The organism is Nocardioides montaniterrae (genome assembly GCF_054782655.1).
In genome coordinates, this window is sequence record NZ_BAAGSB010000002.1 from 503693 (window position 1) to 526089 (window position 22397).

Annotated in this window: 28 protein-coding genes, 1 other RNA gene and 1 riboswitch; of the genes, 24 read left to right on the forward strand and 5 right to left on the reverse strand. The window is 70.2% G+C overall.

Annotated elements, in window-relative coordinates:
* Positions 1-49 precede the first annotated feature (49 nt).
* From ssrA to ACYVJ3_RS05995, 4 genes are all read left to right on the forward strand, one after another.
* Positions 50-418, forward strand: a transfer-messenger RNA (tmRNA) gene (gene ssrA, locus ACYVJ3_RS05980).
* Positions 419-538: 120 nt separating this feature from the next.
* Positions 539-1996: an MFS transporter gene (locus tag ACYVJ3_RS05985; protein WP_460851649.1), complete on the forward strand. Its 1458-nt coding sequence runs from the start codon at positions 539-541 to the stop codon at positions 1994-1996.
* A 33-nt stretch (positions 1997-2029) separates the two neighbouring features.
* Positions 2030-2470: a hypothetical protein gene (locus tag ACYVJ3_RS05990; protein WP_460851650.1), complete on the forward strand. Its 441-nt coding sequence runs from the start codon at positions 2030-2032 to the stop codon at positions 2468-2470.
* 66 nt (positions 2471-2536) lie between these two features.
* Positions 2537-3673 (forward strand): glycoside hydrolase family 3 protein, encoded by a 1137-nt coding sequence (locus ACYVJ3_RS05995; protein ID WP_460851651.1) that lies wholly within the window; start codon positions 2537-2539, stop codon positions 3671-3673.
* A 13-nt stretch (positions 3674-3686) separates the two neighbouring features.
* Here ACYVJ3_RS05995 and ACYVJ3_RS06000 read toward each other — a convergent pair whose 3' ends face one another.
* On the reverse strand, positions 3687-3833 hold the full coding sequence (locus ACYVJ3_RS06000; RefSeq protein ID WP_460851652.1) for a hypothetical protein: 147 nt from the start codon (positions 3831-3833) through the stop codon (positions 3687-3689).
* A 154-nt stretch (positions 3834-3987) separates the two neighbouring features.
* Positions 3988-4155, forward strand: a riboswitch (cyclic di-AMP (ydaO/yuaA leader).
* A gap of 1 nt (position 4156) precedes the next feature.
* On the opposite strand from ACYVJ3_RS06000, the gene ACYVJ3_RS06005 reads away from it, so the two are divergent.
* The 3 genes from ACYVJ3_RS06005 to ACYVJ3_RS06015 all read left to right on the forward strand — a co-directional run bounded on the left by ACYVJ3_RS06005 (position 4157) and on the right by ACYVJ3_RS06015 (position 6654).
* Positions 4157-4645 carry a C40 family peptidase gene (locus ACYVJ3_RS06005; RefSeq protein ID WP_460851653.1) on the forward strand — a complete coding sequence of 163 codons (489 nt, stop codon included), beginning with the start codon at positions 4157-4159 and terminating at the stop codon, positions 4643-4645.
* A gap of 109 nt (positions 4646-4754) precedes the next feature.
* Positions 4755-5522: an SDR family NAD(P)-dependent oxidoreductase gene (locus ACYVJ3_RS06010; RefSeq protein WP_460851654.1), complete on the forward strand. Its 768-nt coding sequence runs from the start codon at positions 4755-4757 to the stop codon at positions 5520-5522.
* Positions 5523-5637: 115 nt separating this feature from the next.
* Entirely contained in the window at positions 5638-6654 is a 1017-nt protein-coding gene (locus ACYVJ3_RS06015) for a DUF3048 domain-containing protein (protein ID WP_460851656.1), read from the forward strand.
* A gap of 33 nt (positions 6655-6687) precedes the next feature.
* Here ACYVJ3_RS06015 and ACYVJ3_RS06020 read toward each other — a convergent pair whose 3' ends face one another.
* The gene (locus ACYVJ3_RS06020) at positions 6688-7449 is read right to left on the reverse strand and encodes a TetR/AcrR family transcriptional regulator (protein WP_460851657.1); all 762 of its coding nucleotides are present in this window, start codon (positions 7447-7449) and stop codon (positions 6688-6690) included.
* A 335-nt stretch (positions 7450-7784) separates the two neighbouring features.
* On the opposite strand from ACYVJ3_RS06020, the gene ACYVJ3_RS06025 reads away from it, so the two are divergent.
* The 4 genes from ACYVJ3_RS06025 (at position 7785) to ACYVJ3_RS06040 (ending at position 11025) form a co-directional block, all read left to right on the forward strand.
* Positions 7785-8252 (forward strand): hypothetical protein, encoded by a 468-nt coding sequence (locus ACYVJ3_RS06025; RefSeq protein ID WP_460851658.1) that lies wholly within the window; start codon positions 7785-7787, stop codon positions 8250-8252.
* Between the two features lie 99 nt (positions 8253-8351).
* A complete protein-coding gene (locus ACYVJ3_RS06030; protein ID WP_460851660.1) occupies positions 8352-8921 on the forward strand; it encodes a YqgE/AlgH family protein in 570 nt (189 codons plus the stop codon).
* Positions 8922-8959: 38 nt separating this feature from the next.
* Positions 8960-9220 carry a DUF3039 domain-containing protein gene (locus ACYVJ3_RS06035; RefSeq protein ID WP_460851714.1) on the forward strand — a complete coding sequence of 87 codons (261 nt, stop codon included), beginning with the start codon at positions 8960-8962 and terminating at the stop codon, positions 9218-9220.
* Positions 9217-11025, forward strand: coding sequence for a DEAD/DEAH box helicase (locus tag ACYVJ3_RS06040; protein WP_460851661.1), 1809 nt, complete (start codon positions 9217-9219; stop codon positions 11023-11025). Before ACYVJ3_RS06035 ends, ACYVJ3_RS06040 begins: the two co-directional genes overlap by 4 nt.
* Here the strand turns inward: ACYVJ3_RS06040 and ACYVJ3_RS06045 are convergent, their stop codons facing one another.
* On the reverse strand, positions 11026-11523 hold the full coding sequence (locus ACYVJ3_RS06045) for a winged helix-turn-helix transcriptional regulator (protein ID WP_460851662.1): 498 nt from the start codon (positions 11521-11523) through the stop codon (positions 11026-11028). It abuts the gene before it with no gap.
* A 65-nt stretch (positions 11524-11588) separates the two neighbouring features.
* Here ACYVJ3_RS06045 and ACYVJ3_RS06050 point away from each other — a divergent pair, with 65 nt between their 5' ends.
* Positions 11589-12053: a PaaI family thioesterase gene (locus tag ACYVJ3_RS06050; RefSeq protein WP_460851664.1), complete on the forward strand. Its 465-nt coding sequence runs from the start codon at positions 11589-11591 to the stop codon at positions 12051-12053.
* A gap of 64 nt (positions 12054-12117) precedes the next feature.
* Here ACYVJ3_RS06050 and ACYVJ3_RS06055 read toward each other — a convergent pair whose 3' ends face one another.
* Positions 12118-13380, reverse strand: a complete 1263-nt coding sequence (locus ACYVJ3_RS06055; RefSeq protein WP_460851666.1) for an MFS transporter — start codon at positions 13378-13380, stop codon at positions 12118-12120.
* On the reverse strand, positions 13377-13811 hold the full coding sequence (locus tag ACYVJ3_RS06060) for a MarR family winged helix-turn-helix transcriptional regulator (RefSeq protein ID WP_460851668.1): 435 nt from the start codon (positions 13809-13811) through the stop codon (positions 13377-13379). The genes ACYVJ3_RS06055 and ACYVJ3_RS06060 overlap by 4 nt, the downstream gene beginning before the upstream one ends.
* A gap of 67 nt (positions 13812-13878) precedes the next feature.
* Between ACYVJ3_RS06060 and ACYVJ3_RS06065 the strand changes: the two genes are divergently transcribed.
* The 12 genes from ACYVJ3_RS06065 (at position 13879) to rph (ending at position 22395) form a co-directional block, all read left to right on the forward strand.
* Complete coding sequence (locus tag ACYVJ3_RS06065) at positions 13879-14415, forward strand: DUF1697 domain-containing protein (RefSeq protein ID WP_460851669.1); 537 nt, start codon at positions 13879-13881, stop codon at positions 14413-14415.
* Between the two features lie 59 nt (positions 14416-14474).
* Positions 14475-14747, forward strand: coding sequence for an ATP-dependent Clp protease adapter ClpS (gene clpS / locus ACYVJ3_RS06070; RefSeq protein WP_460851716.1), 273 nt, complete (start codon positions 14475-14477; stop codon positions 14745-14747).
* Complete coding sequence (locus ACYVJ3_RS06075) at positions 14748-15338, forward strand: DUF2017 domain-containing protein (RefSeq protein ID WP_460851671.1); 591 nt, start codon at positions 14748-14750, stop codon at positions 15336-15338. It begins immediately after the preceding gene.
* A 59-nt stretch (positions 15339-15397) separates the two neighbouring features.
* On the forward strand, positions 15398-16351 hold the full coding sequence (locus ACYVJ3_RS06080) for an acyl-CoA desaturase (RefSeq protein WP_460851673.1): 954 nt from the start codon (positions 15398-15400) through the stop codon (positions 16349-16351).
* A gap of 83 nt (positions 16352-16434) precedes the next feature.
* Positions 16435-16896, forward strand: coding sequence for a M67 family metallopeptidase (locus ACYVJ3_RS06085; protein ID WP_460851675.1), 462 nt, complete (start codon positions 16435-16437; stop codon positions 16894-16896).
* 1 nt (position 16897) lies between these two features.
* Entirely contained in the window at positions 16898-17188 is a 291-nt protein-coding gene (locus tag ACYVJ3_RS06090) for a MoaD/ThiS family protein (protein ID WP_460851677.1), read from the forward strand.
* 57 nt (positions 17189-17245) lie between these two features.
* On the forward strand, positions 17246-18211 hold the full coding sequence (locus tag ACYVJ3_RS06095) for a PLP-dependent cysteine synthase family protein (RefSeq protein WP_460851678.1): 966 nt from the start codon (positions 17246-17248) through the stop codon (positions 18209-18211).
* A gap of 72 nt (positions 18212-18283) precedes the next feature.
* On the forward strand, positions 18284-19105 hold the full coding sequence (gene murI, locus ACYVJ3_RS06100; RefSeq protein ID WP_460851680.1) for a glutamate racemase: 822 nt from the start codon (positions 18284-18286) through the stop codon (positions 19103-19105).
* A complete protein-coding gene (locus ACYVJ3_RS06105) occupies positions 19102-19920 on the forward strand; it encodes an MBL fold metallo-hydrolase (RefSeq protein ID WP_460851681.1) in 819 nt (272 codons plus the stop codon). Before murI ends, ACYVJ3_RS06105 begins: the two co-directional genes overlap by 4 nt.
* 31 nt (positions 19921-19951) lie before the next feature.
* On the forward strand, positions 19952-20863 hold the full coding sequence (locus tag ACYVJ3_RS06110; protein WP_460851683.1) for an ABC transporter ATP-binding protein: 912 nt from the start codon (positions 19952-19954) through the stop codon (positions 20861-20863).
* Positions 20860-21657, forward strand: a complete 798-nt coding sequence (locus ACYVJ3_RS06115; protein ID WP_460851684.1) for an ABC transporter permease — start codon at positions 20860-20862, stop codon at positions 21655-21657. Before ACYVJ3_RS06110 ends, ACYVJ3_RS06115 begins: the two co-directional genes overlap by 4 nt.
* Positions 21658-21678: 21 nt before the next feature.
* Positions 21679-22395: a ribonuclease PH gene (gene rph, locus ACYVJ3_RS06120; RefSeq protein WP_460851686.1), complete on the forward strand. Its 717-nt coding sequence runs from the start codon at positions 21679-21681 to the stop codon at positions 22393-22395.
* The last annotated feature ends 2 nt before the right edge of the window (positions 22396-22397 follow it).

The window sequence follows — 22397 nt, forward strand, 5'->3', positions numbered from 1 at the left end:
CGTAGGATGGAACTTCCGGCGTACGCGTCGGAGGCTTGAAAATTCCAAAGGGGCTGATCGGTTTCGACTTGGGACGTTAGTTCCAGGGGAAGCGGGTCGAGAAGCCAGCGTTATCTCGTAAACGATCGCTGGAAACCAATAACTGCCAACGCTAAGCGCAGTTCCTTCGCTCTCGCTGCCTGAGCAGTGATCGAAGCGTCTGACCGGGCATCTGTCTCCGTCCCGGATCCAGACGTCATCTAGGAGACTCACCTCGTCGTCGTGTCAGCGAGCGACGAGGGACATCTAGCTGACTGAGCCTGTCGGGGATGTGTCTGTGCAAGCCCCGGGGCCGAGAAAAGCGACAGCGCAGACTGCACCCGGAGAAGACCTGGATCGGCGCTCGAGGACCGGGGTTCGATTCCCCGCAGCTCCACACAGCCCAGCCCTTTGGCAAGCAAGGTGGAATCCGCCACGCACCTGGTGCGCGGCGGATTCCACCTTGTGCGTTTTCAGCCGCTGAAAGCGTCCTGAAACCGGTCGGCCGCACAGTGCTCCCATGACCACCACGACCGCCGCCCCGGCACCGGCCCGCACGTACGCGTCCCTCGGCGCCGCCTGGATCCCGCTGACGGCGCTCTGCCTCGCGTTCTTCGTCGAGATGGTCGACAACACCCTGATGACGATCGCGCTGCCGACCATCGGCCGCGACCTCGGCGGCGGTACGACGGCCCTCCAGTGGGTCACCGGCGCCTACTCGCTGACCTTCGGTGGGCTGCTGCTCACCGCAGGCTCCGCTGCCGACCGGCTCGGCCGACGCCGGGTCCTCCTGGTGGGTCTGGCGCTCTTCGGCCTGCTCAGCCTCCTGGTCGCCCTGGTCCACTCGGCCGGCGCGCTGATCGCGCTGCGTGCCGCGCTCGGGATCCCGGCGGCGATGATGGCGCCGATCACCAACTCGCTGGTCTTCCGCCTGTTCGAGGAGGAGGCGCTGCGCATGCGGGCGATGACCGTGATGATCGTGGTCGGCATGAGCGGCTTCATCCTCGGACCGCTCCTCGGCGGCACGGCGCTCGCCCACGTCGACTGGCAGTGGCTGCTGCTGGTCAACGCCCCCGTCGCGCTCGTGGCGTACGTCGGCGTACGTCTCGGTGTGGCGCCGGACCGGCCGGAGGACCTGACGAACGATCGGCTCGACCTTCCGGGCGCGGTGCTCAGCATCGGCTGGATCGGGCTGGCCTGCTACGCCCTGACCAGCGGCGTGGAGCACGGCTGGCTCTCCGCCGTCACGCTCGGCTGCATGGCCGGCACGATCGCGCTGCTCGCGGCCTTCGTGGCCCACGAGCGACGTACGCCGGAACCGATGCTCGACCTCGGGCTGTTCGCGAGGGGCACGGTCCGTGGAGCCGCGATCGCCCAGGTCGGCACGTCGATCGCGATGGCCGGTGTCATCTTCGGCCTGATCCTGCACTTCCAGTACGCCTACGGGTGGAGTCCCATGCGCGCCGGTCTGGCGAACCTCCCGCTGATCGTCACGATGATCCTGGCGACCCCGCTCTGCGAGGGCCTCGGCAAGCGCTTCGGCCACCGCATCGCCTGCTTGGTCGGCGCCGGCTTCCTCGCCGGCTCGATGGCCGGCATGGCGTGGGCCGTCTCGCACGGCTACCTCGCGATCGCCCTGTGCATGGTCGGCTTCACGATCGGGCTGCGGACGGTGATGACGATCTGTGCGGTCGCACTCGTCAACGCCATGCCGGAGAACCGAACGTCGATCGGCACCGCCCTCAACGACACCGCCCAGGAGGTCGGCACCAGCGTCGGCACCGCGATCGTCGGCACCCTCGTCGCCGCCCTCGTCACCGCCACCCTGCCCAGCGGCACCTGGAGCGCGGCCCTGGTCGCCGACTTCTTCCACGGCGAGCGGATCACGTACGCCGTCCTGGCGGTCGTCGTGGGCCTGGTCGCCGGCTGGGGCGCGCTGACCCTCACCGACTCGCGCGACGTGGAGGAGCCGCACTGAGTCCGAGCGGGTGGGGGTGCCAGAATCGGACCCGTGGATACCTGGAACGGCCTCGCCCTCGCCATCACCTCCCTGTGGTTGGGCATGGTCCTCGCGATCTCGTTCGTCGAGGCGCCCCTGAAGTTCCGCGCTCCGGGGGTCACGGTCCCCGTGGGGTTGGCCATCGGCCGCGTGGTCTTCGGTGCGCTGAACCGGTTCGAGATGGCGTACGCCGCCGCCCTCGTCGTCGGCTCGGTCTGGGCCGCGCGGCTGCCAGGTGGGGGAGCGGCGATCCCGCTCGGCATCGCCATCGCCGTGCTCGTCGTGCAGCTGGTGGGGATCCGCCCGGCGCTCACCAAGCGCTCGGACGCCGTCCTGGCCGGCGCCACGCTCGAGGACGCGCCTCGCTCCCACGCCCACCTCTGGTACGTCGGCACCGAGGTGGTCAAGGCCCTCGCGTTGCTCGCCGCGGGCATCGCCCTCCTGACGCGATAGCGGGTGGGAATCGTCACCGCGCCGGTGGTTCCGGCGCGTCCGGCGAACGCCACTACGGTTCCTCGAGTGCGACGACTCGGCTGGCCGACGCTGATCCTGGCGCTCCTCGTGGTCCCGTTGCTGTCCGCCTGCGGCTCCTCGACGAGTGACCACGCGACCACCCCGGACGCCGCCCGGCGCAAGCTCGCCGCGATGACGCTCGAGCAGCGGATCGGGCAGCTGCTCATGGTCGGTACGCCGGCGGGGGAGCCGTCGAGCGCCACCGCCCGCACCATCTCCAGGTTCCACGTCGGCAACGTGATCCTGATGGACAAGAGCACGGCCGGCCGTACCGCGATCAAGCACACCGTGGAGACGATGCGCCGCCAGGTCGGGCCGCGGTCGACCAGCGGCGTACGCCTGCTGATCGGGGTCGACCAGGAGGGTGGCCTGGTCCAGCACCTGCAGGGTCCGGGCTTCGCCCGGATGCCCAGCGCGCTCGAGCAGGGCACGTGGAGCCCGACCCGGCTCAGGGCGCAGGCCCGCCGCTGGGGTCGTGAGCTCAGGGCCGCCGACGTCAATCTCGCCCTGGGGCCGGTGGCCGACACGGTCCCGCCCGGCGCCCGGGCCACCAACCAGCCGATCGGCCGGCTGGACCGCAACTTCGGCTACGACCCGACCAGCGTCGCCCAGCACGCGGCCGCCTTCGTCCGCGGCATGGCCGACGTGGGCGTCGCCACCAGCGAGAAGCACTTCCCGGGCCTGGGCCGGGTCGTGGGGAACACCGACTACACCAGTGCGGTCGTCGACGCCGTCACGCGCCCGGGCGATCCCTACCTGCAGCCGTTCAAGGCCGCGGTCGACGCCGGCGCCGACTTCGTGATGATGTCGCTGGCTTCCTACCCCCGCCTCGATCCGCGCCAGCCGGCGGTGTTCAGCAGCCGCATCATGCAGGGGGTCCTGCGCCACGACCTCGGCTTCCGGGGCGTCATCGTCAGCGACAGCCTCGACGCGACCGCCGTACGCCGCTGGACGCCGCAGGAGCGGGCTGTGCGCTTCCTGCAGGCCGGCGGCGACATGGTGCTGGTGACGTCGGCCGACCAGGTCGGTCAGATGTACGCCGCGCTCGTGCGCCGCGCGCGCAACGACCCGGCGTTCGCACGCCGGGTCGAGGACGCAGCACTGCGCGTGCTGCGGGCGAAGCAGGCCCAGGGCCTGCTCTGAGGAGCCGTCGGGCTCAGTGCGACTGGCCCCAGATGAAGCCGAAGATGCCGGCGGCCACACCCAGGATGATGATCGACCAGAGGGTGATGTTGGCCAGCGAGTGCATCAGGTGCTGGTAGGCGTTGTCGGAGAAGCCGGCGAACTGCTCGTTGTCGGACATCTGTTGCTCCTGTGGAAGTGCGTGGACTGATCGGCAGCACCGTACCGCTTCCCGGGTTGACGAAGGTCACCCCGGCGCCACCTTGGACCCTGTCGGCCCGCCCGCCTACCTTCGATGGCACAAGTTCACAGAGCGCTGTCGGGTACGCCGAGTCCTGCCACATCCGCCAGCGTCCGTCTATCTCAGACAAGTGGCAGGAGTGGGGGACCCAACTTCGCCGGTCCTACCGACCGGCTCGGGGTGAAGCGACACGGCAACGCGCCGCGGGGCACTTTCCGCCCTAACCCGACAGCTCACCTCGCAGGCGTGGAAAGGAAACCCACATGCCTGCCATGGCTCGCATGCGCGCCCTCGCGCTGTCTTTTTTGGCCCTGATCGCCCTGACCGCCTCCCTGGCCGTCGCCACCACCGTGGCGGCTCCGTCCGCTGAGGCCCTCGACCGCCCGGTCGCCGCCCGCAGCGCACTGAGCATCGCGCGCCACCATCTCGGCGCGCCCTACCGCTACGGCTCCGCCGGCCCGCACGCCTTCGACTGCTCCGGACTGGTCTACTTCAGCTTCCGCCACGCGGGCTTCCGCCACATCCCGCGCACCTCGCGCGCGCAGGCCCACTTCGCGCACCACATCCGGCGCTCCCACATGCGCCGCGGGGACCTGATCTTCTTCACCGACGGTGGCGGGGTCTACCACGTCGGCATCTTCGTGGGCCGCCGTCACGGCCACGTCCGGGTGCTGCACGCGCCCTACCCGGGCGCGCGGGTGCGGGTCGACCGCATCTGGACCAACCGCTGGTTCGCGGGCTCGCTGCGCTGAGACCGCCGTACGACGCCCGTCCGCGACCGTGCGGGCGGGCGTCGTAGGCTGCTGGGCGCTTGTGGCTCGGCCAGAGGCCGCAGCTCATCGACTTCGAGAGGAACACACCATGGGTCGTTTCGACGGAAAGGTCGCCGTGATCACCGGCGCCGCGCGCGGCATCGGGTTCGGCACCGCTCAGCGCTTCGCTGCCGAGGGAGCCTCGGTCGCGATCGTCGACCTCGACGAGAGCGCCGCCGCTGAGGCCGCGGCCAAGCTGGAGCTGGTCGGCGACGCCAAGGCGATCGGTGTCGGTGCGAACGTCTCCGACGGTCCGTCCGTCGACGCCGCCATCGACCGGGTCGTCACCGAGCTCGGCGGCATCCACATCCTGGTGAACAACGCCGGCATCACCCGCGACAACCTGCTGTTCAAGATGACCGAGGACGACTGGGACCTCGTCATGGGCGTGCACCTCAAGGGCGCGTTCCTGATGACCAAGGCCGCCCAGAAGCACTTCGTCGCGCAGAAGTACGGCAAGGTCGTGAACCTGTCGTCGATCTCCGCCTACGGCAACCGCGGCCAGGCCAACTACTCGGCCGCCAAGGCCGGCGTGCAGGGCTTCACCCGCACCTTGGGCATCGAGCTCGGCCCGTTCGGCATCAACGTCAACGCCATCGCGCCGGGCTTCATCAAGACCGAGATGACCGAGGCCACCGCCGACCGCATGGGCATCGACCGCGAGGAGTTCTTCAAGCTCAACGCCGACGCCAACCCGGTCAAGCGCATCGGCTTCCCCGAGGACATCGCCGCCGCCGTCGCGTTCCTCTGCGCCGACGAGTCCTCCTACATCACCGGCCAGACCATCAACGTGGACGGCGGCTTCCGCATCCACTGAGCCTTCGGCTCGTCCTGAGCAACACCCGACACGCCCGCGCATCTGCGCGGGCGTCGTCGTTCCACGACCGACACTGAGACGTTCCACCTTCTCTTCCCCAGATTCGGAGTTCCCCGTGCACAAGCGCTCCCGCCTCGTGATCCCGGCCGCCGTCGCGGCGCTGAGCCTCTCGCTCACCGCTTGCGGCAGCAAGAGCGACGACAAGGCCGCCGGCTCGGGCTCGTCGTCGGCGCCGGCCCAGGTGCCCGCCACCAACCCGCTGACCGGTCTTCCGATGAGCGACTCCGAGCAGGCGCACCCGCCGTACATCGTCAAGATCGACAACACGGCCGCGAGTGACCCGCAGATCGGCATCGGCAGCGCCGACCTGGTCACCCAGGAGCTCGTCGAGGGCGGTCTGACCCGTCTCGCGGTGTTCTTCTACGACAACCTCCCGCAGAAGGTCGGTCCGGTCCGCTCGATGCGCGCCACCGATGTCGGTGTCGCCAAGCCGATCGGCGCCTCGATCGTCACCTCGGGTGCCGCGCAGTTCACGCTGCACGCGATCAGCCACGCCGGGATCACCTACCTCGACATGAACAACCCGAACGTCGTGCGCGTCAGCGACGGGCAGCACGACTCCCTGCACAGCGTGATGGCCAACCTCGCGGCCATCGGCAAGGCGGCCCACAAGAAGCCCGCTCGCCCGGCCGACTACCTCCCGTTCGGCGACCAGGCGCTGCCCCAGGGCCGCGCCGCCACCTCGATCGACGTGAGGTTCTCGGGCGGCGTCGGCTCGGACTGGAAGTACGACGGCAAGCACTACCTCCTCCAGAACGGCTTCATGGGCCAGGGCGACGTGTTCGCCCCCGACACCCTGATCGCCGCGACGGTCACCACCACGACGGCGCCGTACAAGGACCCGGCCGGCAACCCGGTCCCGATCTCGCACTTCGAGGGATCGGGCAAGGCGCTGATCTTCCACGACGGCCAGGTCGTCAAGGCGACGTGGGAGAAGAAGAACGAGGGCGACGCCGTCACGTTCAAGGACGCGTCCGGCAAGGAGCTGGAGATCCCCGCAGGCCACGTGTGGCTCTCGCTGGTGCCCGGCAAGGGCGACGCCGGCGCGGGCTCGGTGACCTTCACCAAGTAGCAGCGACCCACGAGCGACGAGCCCGTCGGAGCCTCAGGCTTCGGCGGGCTCTTCGTCGTCGTCGACGACCGGGAGCTCGCCGGTGTGCGCGACGCCGAGCGGGAGGTCGACTCCGGCCTCGACCATCATCTGCACGCCGGTCAGCAGGAACCCGATCGCGGTCTGGACCCGCTGTGCGGCGCCCTCGCTGTCGTCGGCGGTCGCGACCTGCTCGCCGGCCGAGGACATCGCGCCGAAGAAGATCCGCGAGAACGTCTGCAGCATGTCGTCGTCGAGGTCCCACCGTCCCGCGTGGAGCGTCGTGCGCACGATGTCGACCACGTTGGCGAAGGTCGAGCGCTCCTCCTGCTCGCGGTAGCGCTCGTGGCCCAGGACGGCAGGGCCCTCCTGGATGACGATGCGGCGGTAGCGCGGCTCGCGGACCACCTCGAGGAACGCGCGCAGCCCGTTGCTGGCCTTCTTCCACGGGTCCTTCGAGCCCCGCAGCGCCTTCTGGATCTGCTTGGAGGCGTCGGCCTCGACGCGCTCGAAGACCGCCTCGAACAGGGCCTGCTTGCCCGAGAAGTGGTGGTAGAGGGCGCCCTTGGTCACCCGGGCGCCCGACACGATCGCCTCGAGGCTGGTGGCGGCGTACCCGTTCTCGGTGAACAGCTCCTCGGAGATGTCGATCAGCGCGCGTCGGGTGGAGGCGGAGTACGCCGCCCGCCGGGTCGCGCCGGTGACGGCTCCGGTCGCCTTCGACACCGAGGTCTTGGGGACCTTCGGCACGAGCTTGGAGACGGTCGCCTTTGCCACCGGGCAAGCATAGGTCGGAGCACGTGCGCCCCGTCACATCGACGGCGGGGGTCGTGATGGGTGGGACGGATGTGACCTTCGCCAGTGACCCCCGTCGCGTGCTCCGCATCACCGTCGCGAGCCCTTCGGCATACCGCCGGTATGTGCCAGACTCGAGGTACGTACCGACGGTATGTCAGCGGGGGAGTCTCGGGTCAACAGGACCCATTCGTGCTGACGTTCGTAGACGAAAGTTAGGAGTGCTGACCATGACCTGGAAGGCGTTTCACAACCGAGGCGAGGTCCTCCGCTCCGTGATCGCAACATCTGCGGTCCGGCGCGACGGAATCCTGCCCATGGACGTCGAGGGTGTCGCGGAGATGTTCCGTGGCGAGCTCGACCTGCTGTCCGCTCTTCAGCTCAAGTGGCACACCCGCCTCGGGGGCCACGTCGAGCGACAGCTGATGACCCAGCCGATGGACCTGCAGACGCGGGTCATGCTGGGCTGGAAGGCGGCCGCGGACGAGCTTCCCGGCGTACGCCTGATCATTGACCACTACACGGCGAACCCGGTGGACGAGGAGATGGCCAAGGCCCTCACCAAGGCCGTCGCCAAGGAGCACCACTACCTCGCCGTGATGGCGGGCCGGGCCAGCCTCGACTCGCTCCGCGCCGACGACGAGCGCAGCGAGCAGATCGGTGCCGAGATCGAGGCCGGTGCTCGTGACCTGCACCGCGGCGTCAGCGCCGTCATCCTCCCGCAGGAGGAGGTGGAGCCGCGGGGCAGCCTGCTCGAGCGGCTCCGTGCGGTCATCGCCGCCTGAGTCACGTTCGACCTTCTGGAGCTGCCGTTTGGTACCAAACGGCAGCTCCAGTGGCTTTTTTACCGCCGTTTGTCACCAAACGGCAGGGATGATGGAGCCATGACGCCCGGACTCGACCCCGCGCCCGGCCTGCTCCTGGTGGCCAGCCCGGAGCTGGTCGACCCGAACTTCGCCGACACGGTGGTGCTGCTGCTCGAGGTCAACGACGAGGGCGCGTTCGGGGTGGTGCTCAACCGCCCGACCCAGATCCCGGTCGACGACATCCTGGCGCCGTGGGGAGATGTCGTGGACTTCCCCGAGGTGCTCTTCTCCGGCGGCCCGGTCGGCACCGACGGCGCCCTCGCCGTCGCGCTCGACGACGACGCCGACCAGGGCGGCTGCGCGGGCTTCCGGGCCGTCGCGGGGAACCTCGGCATCCTCGACCTGGACACCCCGCCCGAGCTGGTCGTCGGCGCCATCGACCGGCTGCGCGTCTTCGTCGGGTACGCCGGCTGGGGCGCCGGTCAGCTGCAGGGCGAGATCGCCCGCGAGGACTGGTACGTCGTGCCCTCGATGTACGACGACGTCTTCGGCCCGGACGCCACCGGGCTCAGCCGCCGGGTGCTCAGGCGGCAGCCGGGGGAGCTGGCCCTCCACGCGACCCGACCCGCCGATCCGGCCATGAACTGAAGGTCGGCGGCGCCCTCTAGACTGAGCCTGTGACAACGATCGGCTTCGGCGCAGGCGACACCGACACCCTCATCAGGGAGCGGACCGTCCCGACGGACGACGGCGACCACGAGCGGTTCTCCCACTACGTGGAGAAGGACAAGCTCACCGAGGCGATGGTGATGGGCACCCCGGTGATCGCCCTCTGCGGCAAGGTCTGGGTCCCCAGCCGCGCTCCCGAGAAGTTCCCGGTGTGCCCCGAGTGCAAGGAAGCCTGGGAGAACCTCGGCGACAACGACGACGACGGCTCGAACGGGTGACGGGCGGGTCCCACCCGGCCAGCATCGCCCCCCGCGTCGCCGCCAACCTTAGCCCTGCGTGGCCGGAGCGTGCGGCCTGGGGAACGGCCGGCTCGCTGCGTGCCTGGCAGCAGGCCGCGCTCGAGGACTACCTCAGCCGCACCCCGCGTGACTTCCTCGCGGTCGCGACCCCCGGCGCCGGCAAGACCACGTTCGCGCTGACCGTCGCCGCCGAGCTGCTCGGCCGCCGGCAGATCGACCGGATCATCATCGTCGCGCCGACCGAGCACCTCAAGACGCAGTGGGCGGCGGCCGCGGCCAAGGCCGGCATCCCGATCGACCCGACCTACTCCGCCGGCAGCGGCAAGATCTCCAGCGACTACGTCGGCATCGCCGTGACGTACGCCGGCGTGGGCGTCAACCCGCTCGCGCTGCGCGTGCGCACCGAGCGGTTCAAGACGCTGGTGATCCTCGACGAGATCCACCACGCGGGTGACTCGATGAGCTGGGGCGAGGGTGTGCGCGAGGCGTTCGAGCCCGCCGCTCGCCGCCTGGCGCTGACCGGTACGCCGTTCCGCTCCGACATCAACCCGATCCCGTTCGTGACCTACGAGCCCGGTGAGGGCGGCGTACCGACCTCGGTCGCCGACTACACCTACGGCTACGCCGAGGCGCTGCGCGACCACGTCGTCCGCCCGGTCCTGTTCCTCGCCTACTCCGGCCAGATGGCGTGGCGCACCAGCGCCGGCGACGAGGTGGCCGCCTCGCTCGGTGAGCCGCTGACCAAGGACATGACGTCCCAGGCCCTGCGCACCGCGCTCGACCCGAACGGCTCGTGGATGCCGTCGGTGCTGGCAGCGGCCGACAAGCGTCTCTCCGAGGTACGCCGGCACGTGCCCGACGCCGGTGGTCTGGTGATCGCCTCCGACCAGGACTCGGCCCGTGCCTACGCCAAGATCCTCAAGCAGATCACCGGTGACTCGCCGACGGTCGTGCTCTCCGACGAGAACGCCGCGTCGAAGAAGATCAGCGAGTTCAGCGACGGCGACTCGCGCTGGATGGTCGCGGTCCGGATGGTGTCCGAGGGCGTCGACGTACCTCGTCTCGCCGTCGGCGTCTGGGCGACCACGACCTCGACCCCGCTGTTCTTCGCCCAGGCCGTCGGCCGCTTCGTGCGTGCCCGGACCCGTGGTGAGATCGCGTCGGTCTTCCTGCCCAGCGTCCCGAACCTGCTGAGCTTCGCCGGCGAGCTCGAGCGCCAGCGCGACCACGTGCTCGGCCGGTCCAAGACCAGCGACCCGACCGACATCTTCGCCGCCGAGGACGACCTGATGGCGCGCGCCAACGCCGGCGAGTCCGCCTCGGCCGACCTCGAGAGCCAGCCGTTCGAGGCGCTCGGCTCCGAGGCCCGCTTCGACCACGCCCTGTACGACGGCGCCCAGTTCGGCCACGAGGGCGAGGTGCACGTCGGCTCCGACGAGGAGATGGACTTCCTCGGCATCCCGGGGCTGCTCGACCCGAGCCAGATGAAGGACCTGCTGCGCCAGCGCCAGGACGACCGCCGCAAGACCCGGGCCTCCCAGCCGCAGGCGCGACCGGCCGACTCGGTCGTCGACGTCACGACCCACGAGCACCTCGCGTTGCTGCGGCGCGAGCTCAACGGCCTGGTCGCCTCCTGGAACCACCGCACCGGCCAGCCGCACGCGATCACCCACGCCGCCCTGCGCAAGGAGTGCGGCGGCCCGGCCGCCGCGATCGCGAACGCCGAGCAGCTGCAGAAGCGGATCGACCGCGTCCGCGAGTGGTCGGTGCGCAAGTCCTCCTGATCAGCCGACGAACGGCTTCGCGCCCGGGCCTCGCACGCTGGTGACCTGCCGCGGCTCGTCGATGTGGTGGCCCGCGGCGCACCTGATCTCGACGTGGACCGCCTCGTCGCAGTCGCGGTGGACGAAGGTGATCGGCGGACCTGCCGTGTCGGCCAGGTGGCGATCGCCCCACTGCGCGATCGCGAGCAGGATCGGCTGGAGCTCCGTGCCGACGGCGGTGAGCCGGTACTCATGGCGTGCCCGTGACCCGGCCGCCTGGTAGGCGACCTTCTCCAGGACGCCCCTTTCGACGAGCAGGGCGAGCCGGTTGGTCAACACCTGGCGGGGGATGCCCGCGTGGCGGTGGATGTCGTCGAACCGGCGTACGCCGAGGAAGACCTCGCGCAGGACCACGACCGTCCAGCGCTCGCCGAGGATCGCCATCGCGCGGCCGAGCGTGCAGTTGTCGACCGACCAGTCGAGCGCCGGTGGGGCCGAGGGAGTCCCGGTTGCGGTCATGGCAGCAGGATAGTGCGACCTGGGTCTCGTTGACAGACTCAGCAGTGCGGTGGTTCGCTCGAGCCATGAGTGAGCTTGCGACGAACACCCGGCTCGACCCGTCGGCCCTCGACGGCTTCGAGCTCCTGTGTGCGATCCGGGACGGCCTGATCCCGGGTGCGCCGATCGCGGACACCCTCGGCTTCGCGGGCATGGACATCCCCGAGCGCGGCACCGCGATCTTCGAGCTCGATCCCGAGCTGCGGCACTACAACCCGATCGGCAGCGTGCACGGCGGTGTGTTCGCCACGCTCCTCGACTCGGCCGCCGCGTGCGCCGTCCACTCGACGCTGGCGGTCGGCGAGGGCTACACCTCGCTCGACCTCACCGTGAAGTTCCTCCGCGCCGTCACCGTCGACTCGGGCCGGTTGCGTGCGGTGGGCACCGTCATCCAGCGCGGCCGACGTACGGCCCTCGCCGAGGCCAAGCTGTACGACGGCCACGACCGTCTCGTGGCCTACGCGTCCTCGAGCTGCATGATCTTCTCCTGACCCCGGGAACGACAGCGGCGCGGCCGGGCTCGAGGCCCTGCCGCGCCGCTGCGACCGTGGGTGGTCAGCCGGCGTCGCCCACCAGCTCCGCCTCGGCCTCCTCGGGGGAGTGCGCCGCGGGAGCGCCGTGCAGGGCACGGGCGACGACACCGCCGCCGACGAGCAGGACCGCGACGCCGATCGCGACCGAGATGCCGCCGAACCAGAACGGGGCGGCGACGCCCTCGTGCTCGGCCAGCTTGAGGGCGACGTACGGGCCGACGGCGCCGCCGGTGAACCGCACGAAGCTGTACGCCGCGGAGGCGACCGGGCGCTCCACCGGGGCCGAGCCCATGACCGCCTCGGTGACGAGCGTGTTCACCACACCGAGGAACGCACCGGCCACGACGATGCCGACCTTGACCGCGAGGGCGTGGTCGGCGGCGTACGCCATGACCAGGAGGTCGGCCGCGAAGAGCGCCATCGCGCCGGTGAGGGCGGGCATGGTGCCGAAGCGGCGCTGGAGGGCCGGGGCGGCTGCGACCGACGCCAGGGCGAGGAGCAGGCCCCAGCCGAAGAAGATCCAGCCGATCTGCATGATCCCGGCGCTCGGGAGGGCGAACGGGCCGGCGGCCAGCAGCGAGAAGAAGCCCAGGTTGTAGCAGACGGCGACCACGGCCAGGATCGCGAGCGCGGGGTGCCGCAGCGCGCGGAACGGGTCGGCCAGCGTCGTACGGCGTCCCGTCGGGGGAGTCGCCGGGAGGGCGAACACGGTCGCGACGAGCGCGATCACCATCAGCGTCGAGACGCCGAAGAACGGGGCGCGCCACGACTGCTCGCCGAGCAGGCCGCCGACGAGCGGGCCGGCGGCGATGCCGAGGCCCAGGGCGGCCTCGAAGAGGATGATCGCCTGCTTGAGGGGGCCGGTGGCCGCACTGACGATGGTGGACAGCGCCGTCGCGATGAACAGCGCGTTGCCCAGGCCCCAGCCGGCGCGGAAGCCGATGACGGCGCCCACTGAGCCGGACGCGCCGGCGAGGCCCGCGGACACGATGATGAGGGCCAGGCCGAGCAGCAGGGTGCGCTTGGGGCCGATCCGGCTCGACACCACTCCGGTCACGAGCATCGCGACGCCCATGACCGCCATGTAGCTGGTGAAGAGCAGCGAGACCTGGCTCGGCGTCGCGGAGAGCTGGGCGGCGATCTCCTTGAGGATCGGGTCCACCAGGCCGATGCCCATGAACGCGATCACGCAGGCGAACGCGACGGCCCAGACGGCTCGTGGCTGGCGCAGCAGGGATCCGGAGCTCGCTCCGGGGTCAGTGGTGGGCAGGGCGGGGGCGGTCACGGGTGGGTCTCCTCTGGTTGCGTGGGTTCGGTGAGCGCGTCGCGGAGCACCGCGACCGCGGTCGCGACGTCCTCGGCGGAGTGCTGGGTGATGCGGGAGGCGAGCAGGTCGGCGTTGGCGGCGCGGACCCGGCCGAGCTCGGTGCGACCGGCCTCCGTCAGGCCGATGAGGGTGCTGCGCGCATCGGTCGGGTGCGGCTCGCGGGCGACCCAGCCGGCCTCGATCAGCTGGCGCACGATCACGGTCATCGTCGGCTGGGAGCAGTTGTCGAGCTGGGCCAGCGCGGTGACCCCGAGCGGGCCGTTCTGGTCGATCGCGGACATCGCGCGCATGCCGGCCGGCTGGGGGTTGGTCTGCCGGATGAGGCGCACGAGGCGGACGGCGTACAGCGCGAGGTCGCTGCTGGAGGCAGTCATCTCGGAGTCGGTCACCCTTCGATAATACATAGGAAACCTATGTAAATCTAGTCCTGTCGGTGAGGCGGGGCAGGATGGGCCCATGCCGACCTACGTCGCCTTCCTGCGGGCCATCAACCTGGGCGCGAAGCGCAAGTTCCCCAAGGACGCCATCAAGGCGGCGACCGTGGCTGCCGGTGCGACCGGGGTCGAGACCTACATCAACACCGGCAACGTGCTGCTGACCATCGGGGCGCGGAGCACCGAGAAGGTGCGCACCCGGCTCGAGGCGTCGTACGCCGAGGCGGCGGGCTTCGAGGTGCCGACCATCGTCTTCCCTGGTCCGGAGCTGGCGGCGATCGCCGCCGACGCGCGGGAGCTGACCAGCCCGGACCTCGCCCGGCACTACCTCTACCTGCTGCAGGCAGAGCCCGACCCCGGGGCGGTCGCCGCGCTGGAGGCGCGCGAGGACGACCTCGGCCGGGTCGTCGTACGCAACCGCGCGGCGCACGTGCTGCTGGGGCCGGCGTACGAGGCCGGCAACGTCGATCCGTGGAAGATCGAGAGGACGCTCGGCGTCGTCGCCACGAACCGCAACCTCAACGTCGTCACCACGCTGGCCGATCGCTGGTGCTCCTGAACCGTTGTGCGAGCATTGAGCACGTGACCACCGCAAGCCTCTCGCCGGTCGATCCGGGGGTGGTCCCGGACTACGTGCCCGCGGATCTCACCGTCGCCGACACCCCGTGGTCGACGATCGTGTGGAACGACCCGGTCAACCTGATGTCGTACGTCGCCTTCGTCTTCACCAAGTACTTCGGTTACTCCAAGAAGAAGGCCGAGAAGCTGATGCTGCAGGTGCACGAGGACGGCCGGTCGGTCGTCAGCACCGGCACCCGCGAGGCGATGGAGCGCGACGTGCAGGCCATGCACGAGTACGGCCTCTGGGCGACGCTGCAGAAGGCGGACTGAGTGGCCGAGTTCGTCCGGCACCGGCGCAGCCGGCGGATCTTCGCGACCTTCTCGATGCTGGAGGCCGACCTGCTGCGCTCGCTCGCGGGCCAGCTGGTCGAGCTGCTGCACAACGAGCGTGCGGTGACTCCGACCACCGACGACCCGCTCGAGGCGCTGCTGGACTTCTCCGGCCCGACCACCGCCCCCGAGGACCCCGTGCTGCGGCGGCTGTTCCCCTCGGCCTACCCCCAGGACGAGGAGGCGGCGGGGGAGTTCCGCCGCTTCACCGAGGGGAGCCTGCGGGACTCCAAGGCCGCTGCCGCCGAGTCGATCATCGATGCCCTCGAGGAGGGCGGCCTGCCGGCTGAGCCGACCGAGGCCGACCACGACGTCGTCATCGACGTCGAGCTCGAGGAGTCCGAGGCGATGAGCTGGATGCGGTCCTTCACCGACCTGCGGCTCGCGCTCGGGACCCGCCTCGAGGTCGAGGAGGGCGACGAGGACTACTGGTACTCCCTGCCCGAGGACGACCCGCGCGGCCAGGCGCACCATCTCTACGAGTGGCTCGGCTACCTGCAGGAGACGCTCGTGGAGGCCGTCTCGCGCTGACACGGGGCTGGGTTAGGCTCGAACCCGACCTTGCACGACCACCCGGGGAGCTCCAGCCCATGACCGCACTCGACGACCGACCCGAGACGCAGGTCCGCGCCACCCTCGGCGGTGAGACCCAGGGCTTCTGGGAGCGCGTGGCGCTCGCCCTGTTCATCGCGGTCCCGTTCATCGCCATCCTGGCCGCGATCCCGGTCGCCTGGGGCGGCTGGCTCGGCTGGAGCGACGCGATCATCGCGGTCGTGATGTACGCCGTCGCGCTGCACGGCATCACCGTGGGCTACCACCGCCTCTTCACGCACCGCTCCTTCAAGCCCAACCGGGCGGTCAAGATGGGCCTGGCGATCGCCGGCTCGATGGCGATCGAGGGCCCGGTCATCCGCTGGGTGGCCGACCACCGCAAGCACCACCGCTTCTCCGACCGCGACGGCGACCCGCACTCCCCGTGGCGCTTCGGTACCAGCCTGGGTGCGCTGACCAAGGGCATGTTCTGGGCGCACATGGGTTGGCTCTTCGACGAGGAGCAGACCCCGATCGAGAAGTACGCGCCCGACCTCGTCAAGGACCAGGACCTGGTCCGGATCTCGCGGTTGTTCTGGCTGTGGACCCTGATCTCGATGGCGCTCCCGCCGGTGCTCGGCGGCCTGATCACCTGGTCGTGGCAGGGCGCGCTGACCGCGTTCTTCTGGGGCACCGTCGTGCGGATCGGCGTGCTCCACCACACGACGTGGTCGATCAACTCGATCTGTCACGCGGTCGGCGAGCGCCCGTTCGCCTCGCGCGACAGGTCCGGCAACGTCTGGTGGCTGGCGATCCTGTCCGGCGGCGAGTCGTGGCACAACCTGCACCACGCCGACCCGACGAGCGCCCGCCACGGCGTCGGCCGGTTCCAGCTCGACAGCTCGGCCCGCATCATCTGGGTCATGGAGAAGCTGGGCTGGGTCACCGAGGTCCGCTGGCCCACTCCCGAGCGTCTCGCGATGAAGGCGAAGGACACCCGCGCCGCCGCGTGAGCCCCGCCGCGGTGTGAGATGGGTCGCTGTCCGGCGCTCGGCCCGGAATCGGCTCGCACGGGCGCGCGCCCTAGGCTTGGGGTGTGCTGAAGATCGACCAGGCGACGTACGACGCGATCGTCTCCCATGCCAAGCGGGACCACCCCGTCGAGGCGTGCGGCATGGTCGCCGGCCCCGCGGGCAGCGACCGGCCCGAGCGGTTCATCGAGATGGTGAACGCCGCCGGCAGCCCGACCTTCTACGAGTACGACTCGACCGACCTGTTCGAGCTGTACAAGGAGATGGACGACAAGGACGAGGAGCCGGTCGTCATCTACCACTCGCACACGGCCACCGAGGCCTACCCGAGCGTCACCGACATCAACCTGGCCGGCGAACCCGGTGCCCACTACGTGCTGGTCAGCACGCGCGAGCACGGGAATAACGACGGCCCGGTCGAGTTCAGGTCCTACAGAATCGTCGACGGTGAGGTCACCGAGGAATCGGTCGAGATCATCGGCGCCAGCACCACCACTGCACCGTCCCCGAACGAGGAGAACCTCTGACATGGCCATCGAGGTCAAGATCCCGACCATCCTGCGCACCTACACCGGCGGCGAGAAGGCTGTTGCTGCCGAGGGCGCGACGCTCGCCGAGCTGATCGACAACCTCGAGGCCGGCCACCCGGGCATCAAGGACCGCCTCATCGACGTCAAGGACAGCGGCCCGGACCTGCGTCGGTTCGTGAACATCTACATCAACGACGAGGACGTCCGCTTCCTGGGCAGCCTCGAGGCCACGCTCTCCGACGGCGACCAGGTCGTCGTGCTGCCGGCCGTCGCCGGTGGCGCTCGCTGACAAGATCTCGACAAGCCCTCGCCTAGCGGCTCGGGCTACTCGATCAACGGAGGAATCATGGCCCGGTTCGACAACCTGCTGGCATCCGTGGGCGGTACGCCGCTCGTGGGGCTGCCGCGGTTGTCGCCGGGCGTGCTCCCCAACGGCGCCGAGGTCCGCATCTGGGCCAAGCTCGAGGACCGCAACCCGACCGGCTCGATCAAGGACCGGCCGGCCCTGCGGATGATCGAGGAGGCCGAGAAGGAGGGACTCCTCCGTCCCGGCTGCACGATCCTCGAACCCACCTCGGGCAACACCGGCATCTCGATCGCGATGGCGGCCAAGCTCAAGGGCTACCGCACCGTCTTCGTGATGCCGGAGAACACCTCCGAGGAGCGCCGCCAGATCCTGCGCATGTGGGGCGCGGAGATCATCTCCAGCCCCGCCGCCGGCGGCTCCAACGAGGCGGTCCGCGTCGCCAAGAAGATCTCGGCCGAGCACCCCGACTGGGTGATGCTCTACCAGTACGGCAACGACGCCAACGCCCTCGCGCACGAGGAGGGCACCGGCCCCGAGCTGCTCGCCGACCTCCCGAGCATCACGCACTTCGTCGCGGGCCTCGGCACGACCGGCACCCTGATGGGCGTCTCGCGCTACTTCCGCAAGGCCAAGTCCGAGGTGACGATCGTGGCCGCCGAGCCGCGCTACGGCGAGCTCGTCTACGGCCTGCGCAACCTCGACGAGGGCTTCGTCCCCGAGCTGTACGACGCCAGCCTGATCGACACCCGGTTCTCGGTCGGCCCCCGCGACGCCGTACGCCGCGTCCGCGAGCTGCTCGAGCTCGAGGGCATCTTCGCCGGCATCTCGACCGGCGCGATCCTGCACGCGGCGCTGGGCCAGGCGGCCAAGGCCGCCAAGGCGGGGGAGTCCGCCGACATCGCCTTCGTCGTCGCCGACGCCGGCTGGAAGTACCTCTCGACCGGCGCCTACGAGGGCACCATCGACGACGCGGAGGAGCGCCTCGAGGGCCAGCTCTGGGCATAGCCCGAGCTCCGTGAGCGTGAGTTGGGTCGCTAGATCCGCCGTACCACCCGCTCGTGGCTCTACCCTGTACGCGTGCAGGGCCAACGAACCGTCGACGTCGACGCTCCCATCGGGATCTTCGACTCCGGCTTCGGTGGCCTGACGGTCGCCCGCTCGGTCATCGACCAGCTGCCGCACGAGTCGATCACCTACCTCGGCGACACCGCGCGCCAGCCGTACGGACCCAAGTCCATCGCCGAGGTCCGCGAGTACGCCCTCGAGTGTCTCGACCACCTCGTCGACCAGGGCGTCAAGGCCCTCGTCATCGCGTGCAACTCCGCGTCGGCCGCGATGCTGCGCGACGCGCGGGAGCGGTACGACGTCCCCGTGGTCGAGGTGATCCTGCCGGCCGCGCGCCGCGCGGTCTCCGCGACCCGCAACGGCAAGGTCGGCGTCATCTGCACGCGCGCGACCGCCGAGGCGATGGCGTACGACGACGCGCTGGCGGCCGCTCCGCAGCTCGAGCTCACGACCAGGGCCTGCCCGCGGTTCGTGGACTTCGTCGAGGCCGGTGTGACCGGTGGCGACGAGCTGCTCGCGGTGGCCCACGAGTACCTCGACCCGCTCAGCGAGATGGGCATCGACACCCTCATCCTCGGCTGCACGCACTACCCGCTCCTCACCGCTGTCATCTCCTATGTCATGGGCGATGGCGTGACGCTGGTCAGCAGCGCCGAGGAGTCCGCGAAGGCGCTCTACAAGACGCTCGCCGACAACGGCCTGCTGCGGCAGTCGGGGGTGCCGGCGTACACCTTCGCGACGACGGGCTCGCCCGACGAGTTCGCCACCATCGGCCGGCGCTTCCTCGGCTCCGAGCTCGCGGTCGCGGGACAGTTCGCAGGAGGTCTGGCATGAGACGGCTCGGCTCGGCGAAGGCCGGCAAGGAGATCCCGATGGACGGCATCCGGGTGACGGTGGTCGGGTGCGCGGGCTCCTACCCCGGCCCGGACAGCGCCGCCAGCTGCTACCTCGTCCAGGCCCGCTGCCAGGACGACCCCGAGCGGGTCTGGAGCCTGGTGCTCGACATGGGCAACGGAGCGCTCGGCCAGCTGCAGCGCTACATCGATCCGCTCGAGATCGATGCGGTCCTGATCAGCCACCTGCACGCCGACCACTGCGTCGACATGACCAGCTACTACGTCCTGCGCAAGTACCACCCCTCCGGCCAGCAGCCGCGCATCCCGGTCTACGGGCCCAAGGGCACCGCCAAGCGGCTCGCCAAGGCCTACGACCTGCCGCGCAAGCCCGGCATGCGCGAGGAGTTCATCTTCCGGCTCTACTCCGAGCCGTTCACGATCGGCCCGTTCCTCGTCGAGCCCTACGAGGTCGACCACCCGGTGCCGGCGTACGGCATGCGCATCACGGCCCACGGCAAGGTGCTCGCCTACAGCGGCGACACCGGCCCGATCCCCGAGCTGGTCGACCTGGCCAAGGACGCCGACCTGTTCCTGTGCGAGGCGTCGTTCCGTGAGGGCGACGACAACCCGCCGAGCCTGCACCTGACCGGCCACGAGGCGGGGGAGTACGCCGGCAAGGCCGGTGCCAAGCGGCTCGCCGTCACCCACATCCCGCCGTGGCACGACGGCGACGCGATCTTCGCCGAGGCCGTGGCCGCCTATCCGGGCACCGCCGAGCGCTGCTCGCCCGGCCAGATCTACGAGCTCCGCTAAAACCTTGGTCGACTAGGGCAGGCTGTCGGCCATGATCACGGTCGACCACCTGACGAAGACGTACGGCGCGTTCACGGCCGTCGACGACGTCAGCTTCCAGTGCCGTCCGGGTTGTGTCACCGGCTTCCTCGGCCCCAACGGTGCGGGCAAGTCCACGACGATGCGCGTCATGGTCGGCCTCACACCGCCCACCCGCGGCAGCGTCACCATCGGCGGCCACCGGTACGCCGACATCCCGAACCCGGGCCGCCACGTCGGCGTGCTCCTGGACGCGTCGGCGCAGCACGGCGGTCGCAGCGGCCGCGAGGTGCTGAACCTCGCCGCCACCACCATGGGCCTGCCGCCCGGCCGCGTGGACCAGATGCTCGAGGTCGTCGGGCTGGACAAGACCGAGGCCAAGCGGCGGATCCGCAACTACTCCCTCGGCATGAAGCAGCGCCTGGGCATCGCGCACGCGCTGCTCGGCGACCCCCAGGTGCTCATCCTCGACGAGCCGGCCAACGGCCTGGACCCCGCCGGCATCCGCTGGATGCGCAGCCTGCTCAAGGGGTACGCCGGCCGCGGCGGAACCGTCCTGCTCTCCAGCCACCTGCTCAACGAGGTCGAGCTGATCGCCGACGAGATGATCCTGATCGGCAACGGCCGGATCGTGGCCCAGGGCGACAAGGCCAGCCTGCTCTCGGCGCGCCACGGGATGGCGACCTCGCTGGTGATGTCGTTGGACAACCACGCGCTCGGCTCCGCGCTGGCCGCCGCCGGCCACGCGGTCATCCCGCGCGGCACCGGCCTGCAGGTCTCCGCGACGACCGAGCAGGTCGGCCGGATCGCCCTCGCCTCGCAGGTGGTGCTCACCGATCTCCGCGACGGCGGCGCCACCCTCGAGGACCTCTTCCTCGAGCTCACCTCGGCCACGCAGCGCGACGCGATCGGAGTGACCCGATGACCACGTTCCCCCTGGACCTCACCAGCACCGCCCCCGTGCCGTTCTGGCGCTCGGTGCGCGTCGAGTTCCGCAAGTCCTACGACACCCGGGCCGGCATGTGGCTGCTGATCTCGATCGGCATCGTCATCACGCTCATCGAGGCGGTGGTCCTCGTCGTGGCCCTGGTCAACCCGGGCACGACGCACTTCACCGACTTCGCCTACCTCGCCGCGCTGCCGGCCTCGCTGCTGCTTCCGGTCGTGGCGATCATGCTGGTCACCAGCGAGTGGAGCCAGCGCGGCGGGATGGTGACCTTCGCCCTCGAGCCGCGCCGCAGCAGGGTCGTGCTGGCCAAGTGGCTGGTCTCGGCGTCGTACGCCCTGATCACCGTGGTGGTGATGTTCGTCGTCGCGCTGATCATGTCGACGATCTACTCGATCGGGCAGCCGGACTACATGCACTGGACCGGCAGCACCGACAACCCGGTGCTCCTGAACTTCACCGTCTACCAGGTGCTGACGATGTCGATCGGCTTCGCGTTCGGCGCGCTGCTGCTCAACACGCCTGCGGCGATCGTGCTGTTCTTCGTCTACTGGTACGTCTTCCCGGGGGTGCTGTTCTTCGTCGGCCACATCAACCGCTTCTTCGGCGACACCCTGGAGTGGATCAACTTCCAGCAGGCGTCCTCGCCGTTCATCGACGGCACGATCAGCACCGGCGACCAGTGGGCCAAGCTGCTGTTCTCGACGCTGCTGTGGATCGGTGTCCCGCTCGGCTCCGGCATCTGGCGGATCGTGCGCACCGAGGTGAAGTAGTCGCTCGATAGGCTCGTGGGCATGACGAGCACCCAGGGCCGCGCCGACGGTCGCGCCGACGACGAGCTGCGCCAGATCAAGATCACCCGCAACTGGCTCGACAACCCGGCCGGCTCGGTGCTGGTGGAGTTCGGCAAGACCCGCGTCCTGTGCTGCGCCTCGGCGTCCGAGGGTGTGCCGCGCTGGCGCAAGGGCTCCGGCCTCGGCTGGGTCACGGCGGAGTACTCCATGCTCCCCGCCGCCACGAACACCCGCAACGACCGCGAGTCCGTCAAGGGCCGCATCGGTGGTCGCACCCACGAGATCTCCCGGCTGGTCGGCCGCTCGCTGCGCGCGATCATCGACGACAAGGCGCTCGGCGAGAACACCATCCAGATCGACTGCGACGTCCTCCAGGCCGACGGCGGGACCCGCACCGCCGCCATCACCGGGGCGTACGTCGCCCTCGCCGACGCCTGCGCCAAGCTCGGCGTGCCCGGCGCCCTGACCGGCTCGGTCGCGGCGGTCTCGGTCGGCATCATCGACGGTGTCCCGCGCCTGGACCTGCCCTACGTCGAGGACGTGCGCGCCGAGACCGACATGAACATCGTGATGACCGGCGACGGTAAGTTCGTCGAGGTCCAGGGCACCGCCGAGGGCGCGGCCTTCGACCGTGCCGAGCTCGACGCGCTCCTCGCCCTCGGCGAGAAGGGCTGCGCCGACCTGACCCGGCTGCAGCAGGAAGCGCTGGCGGAGTAGTC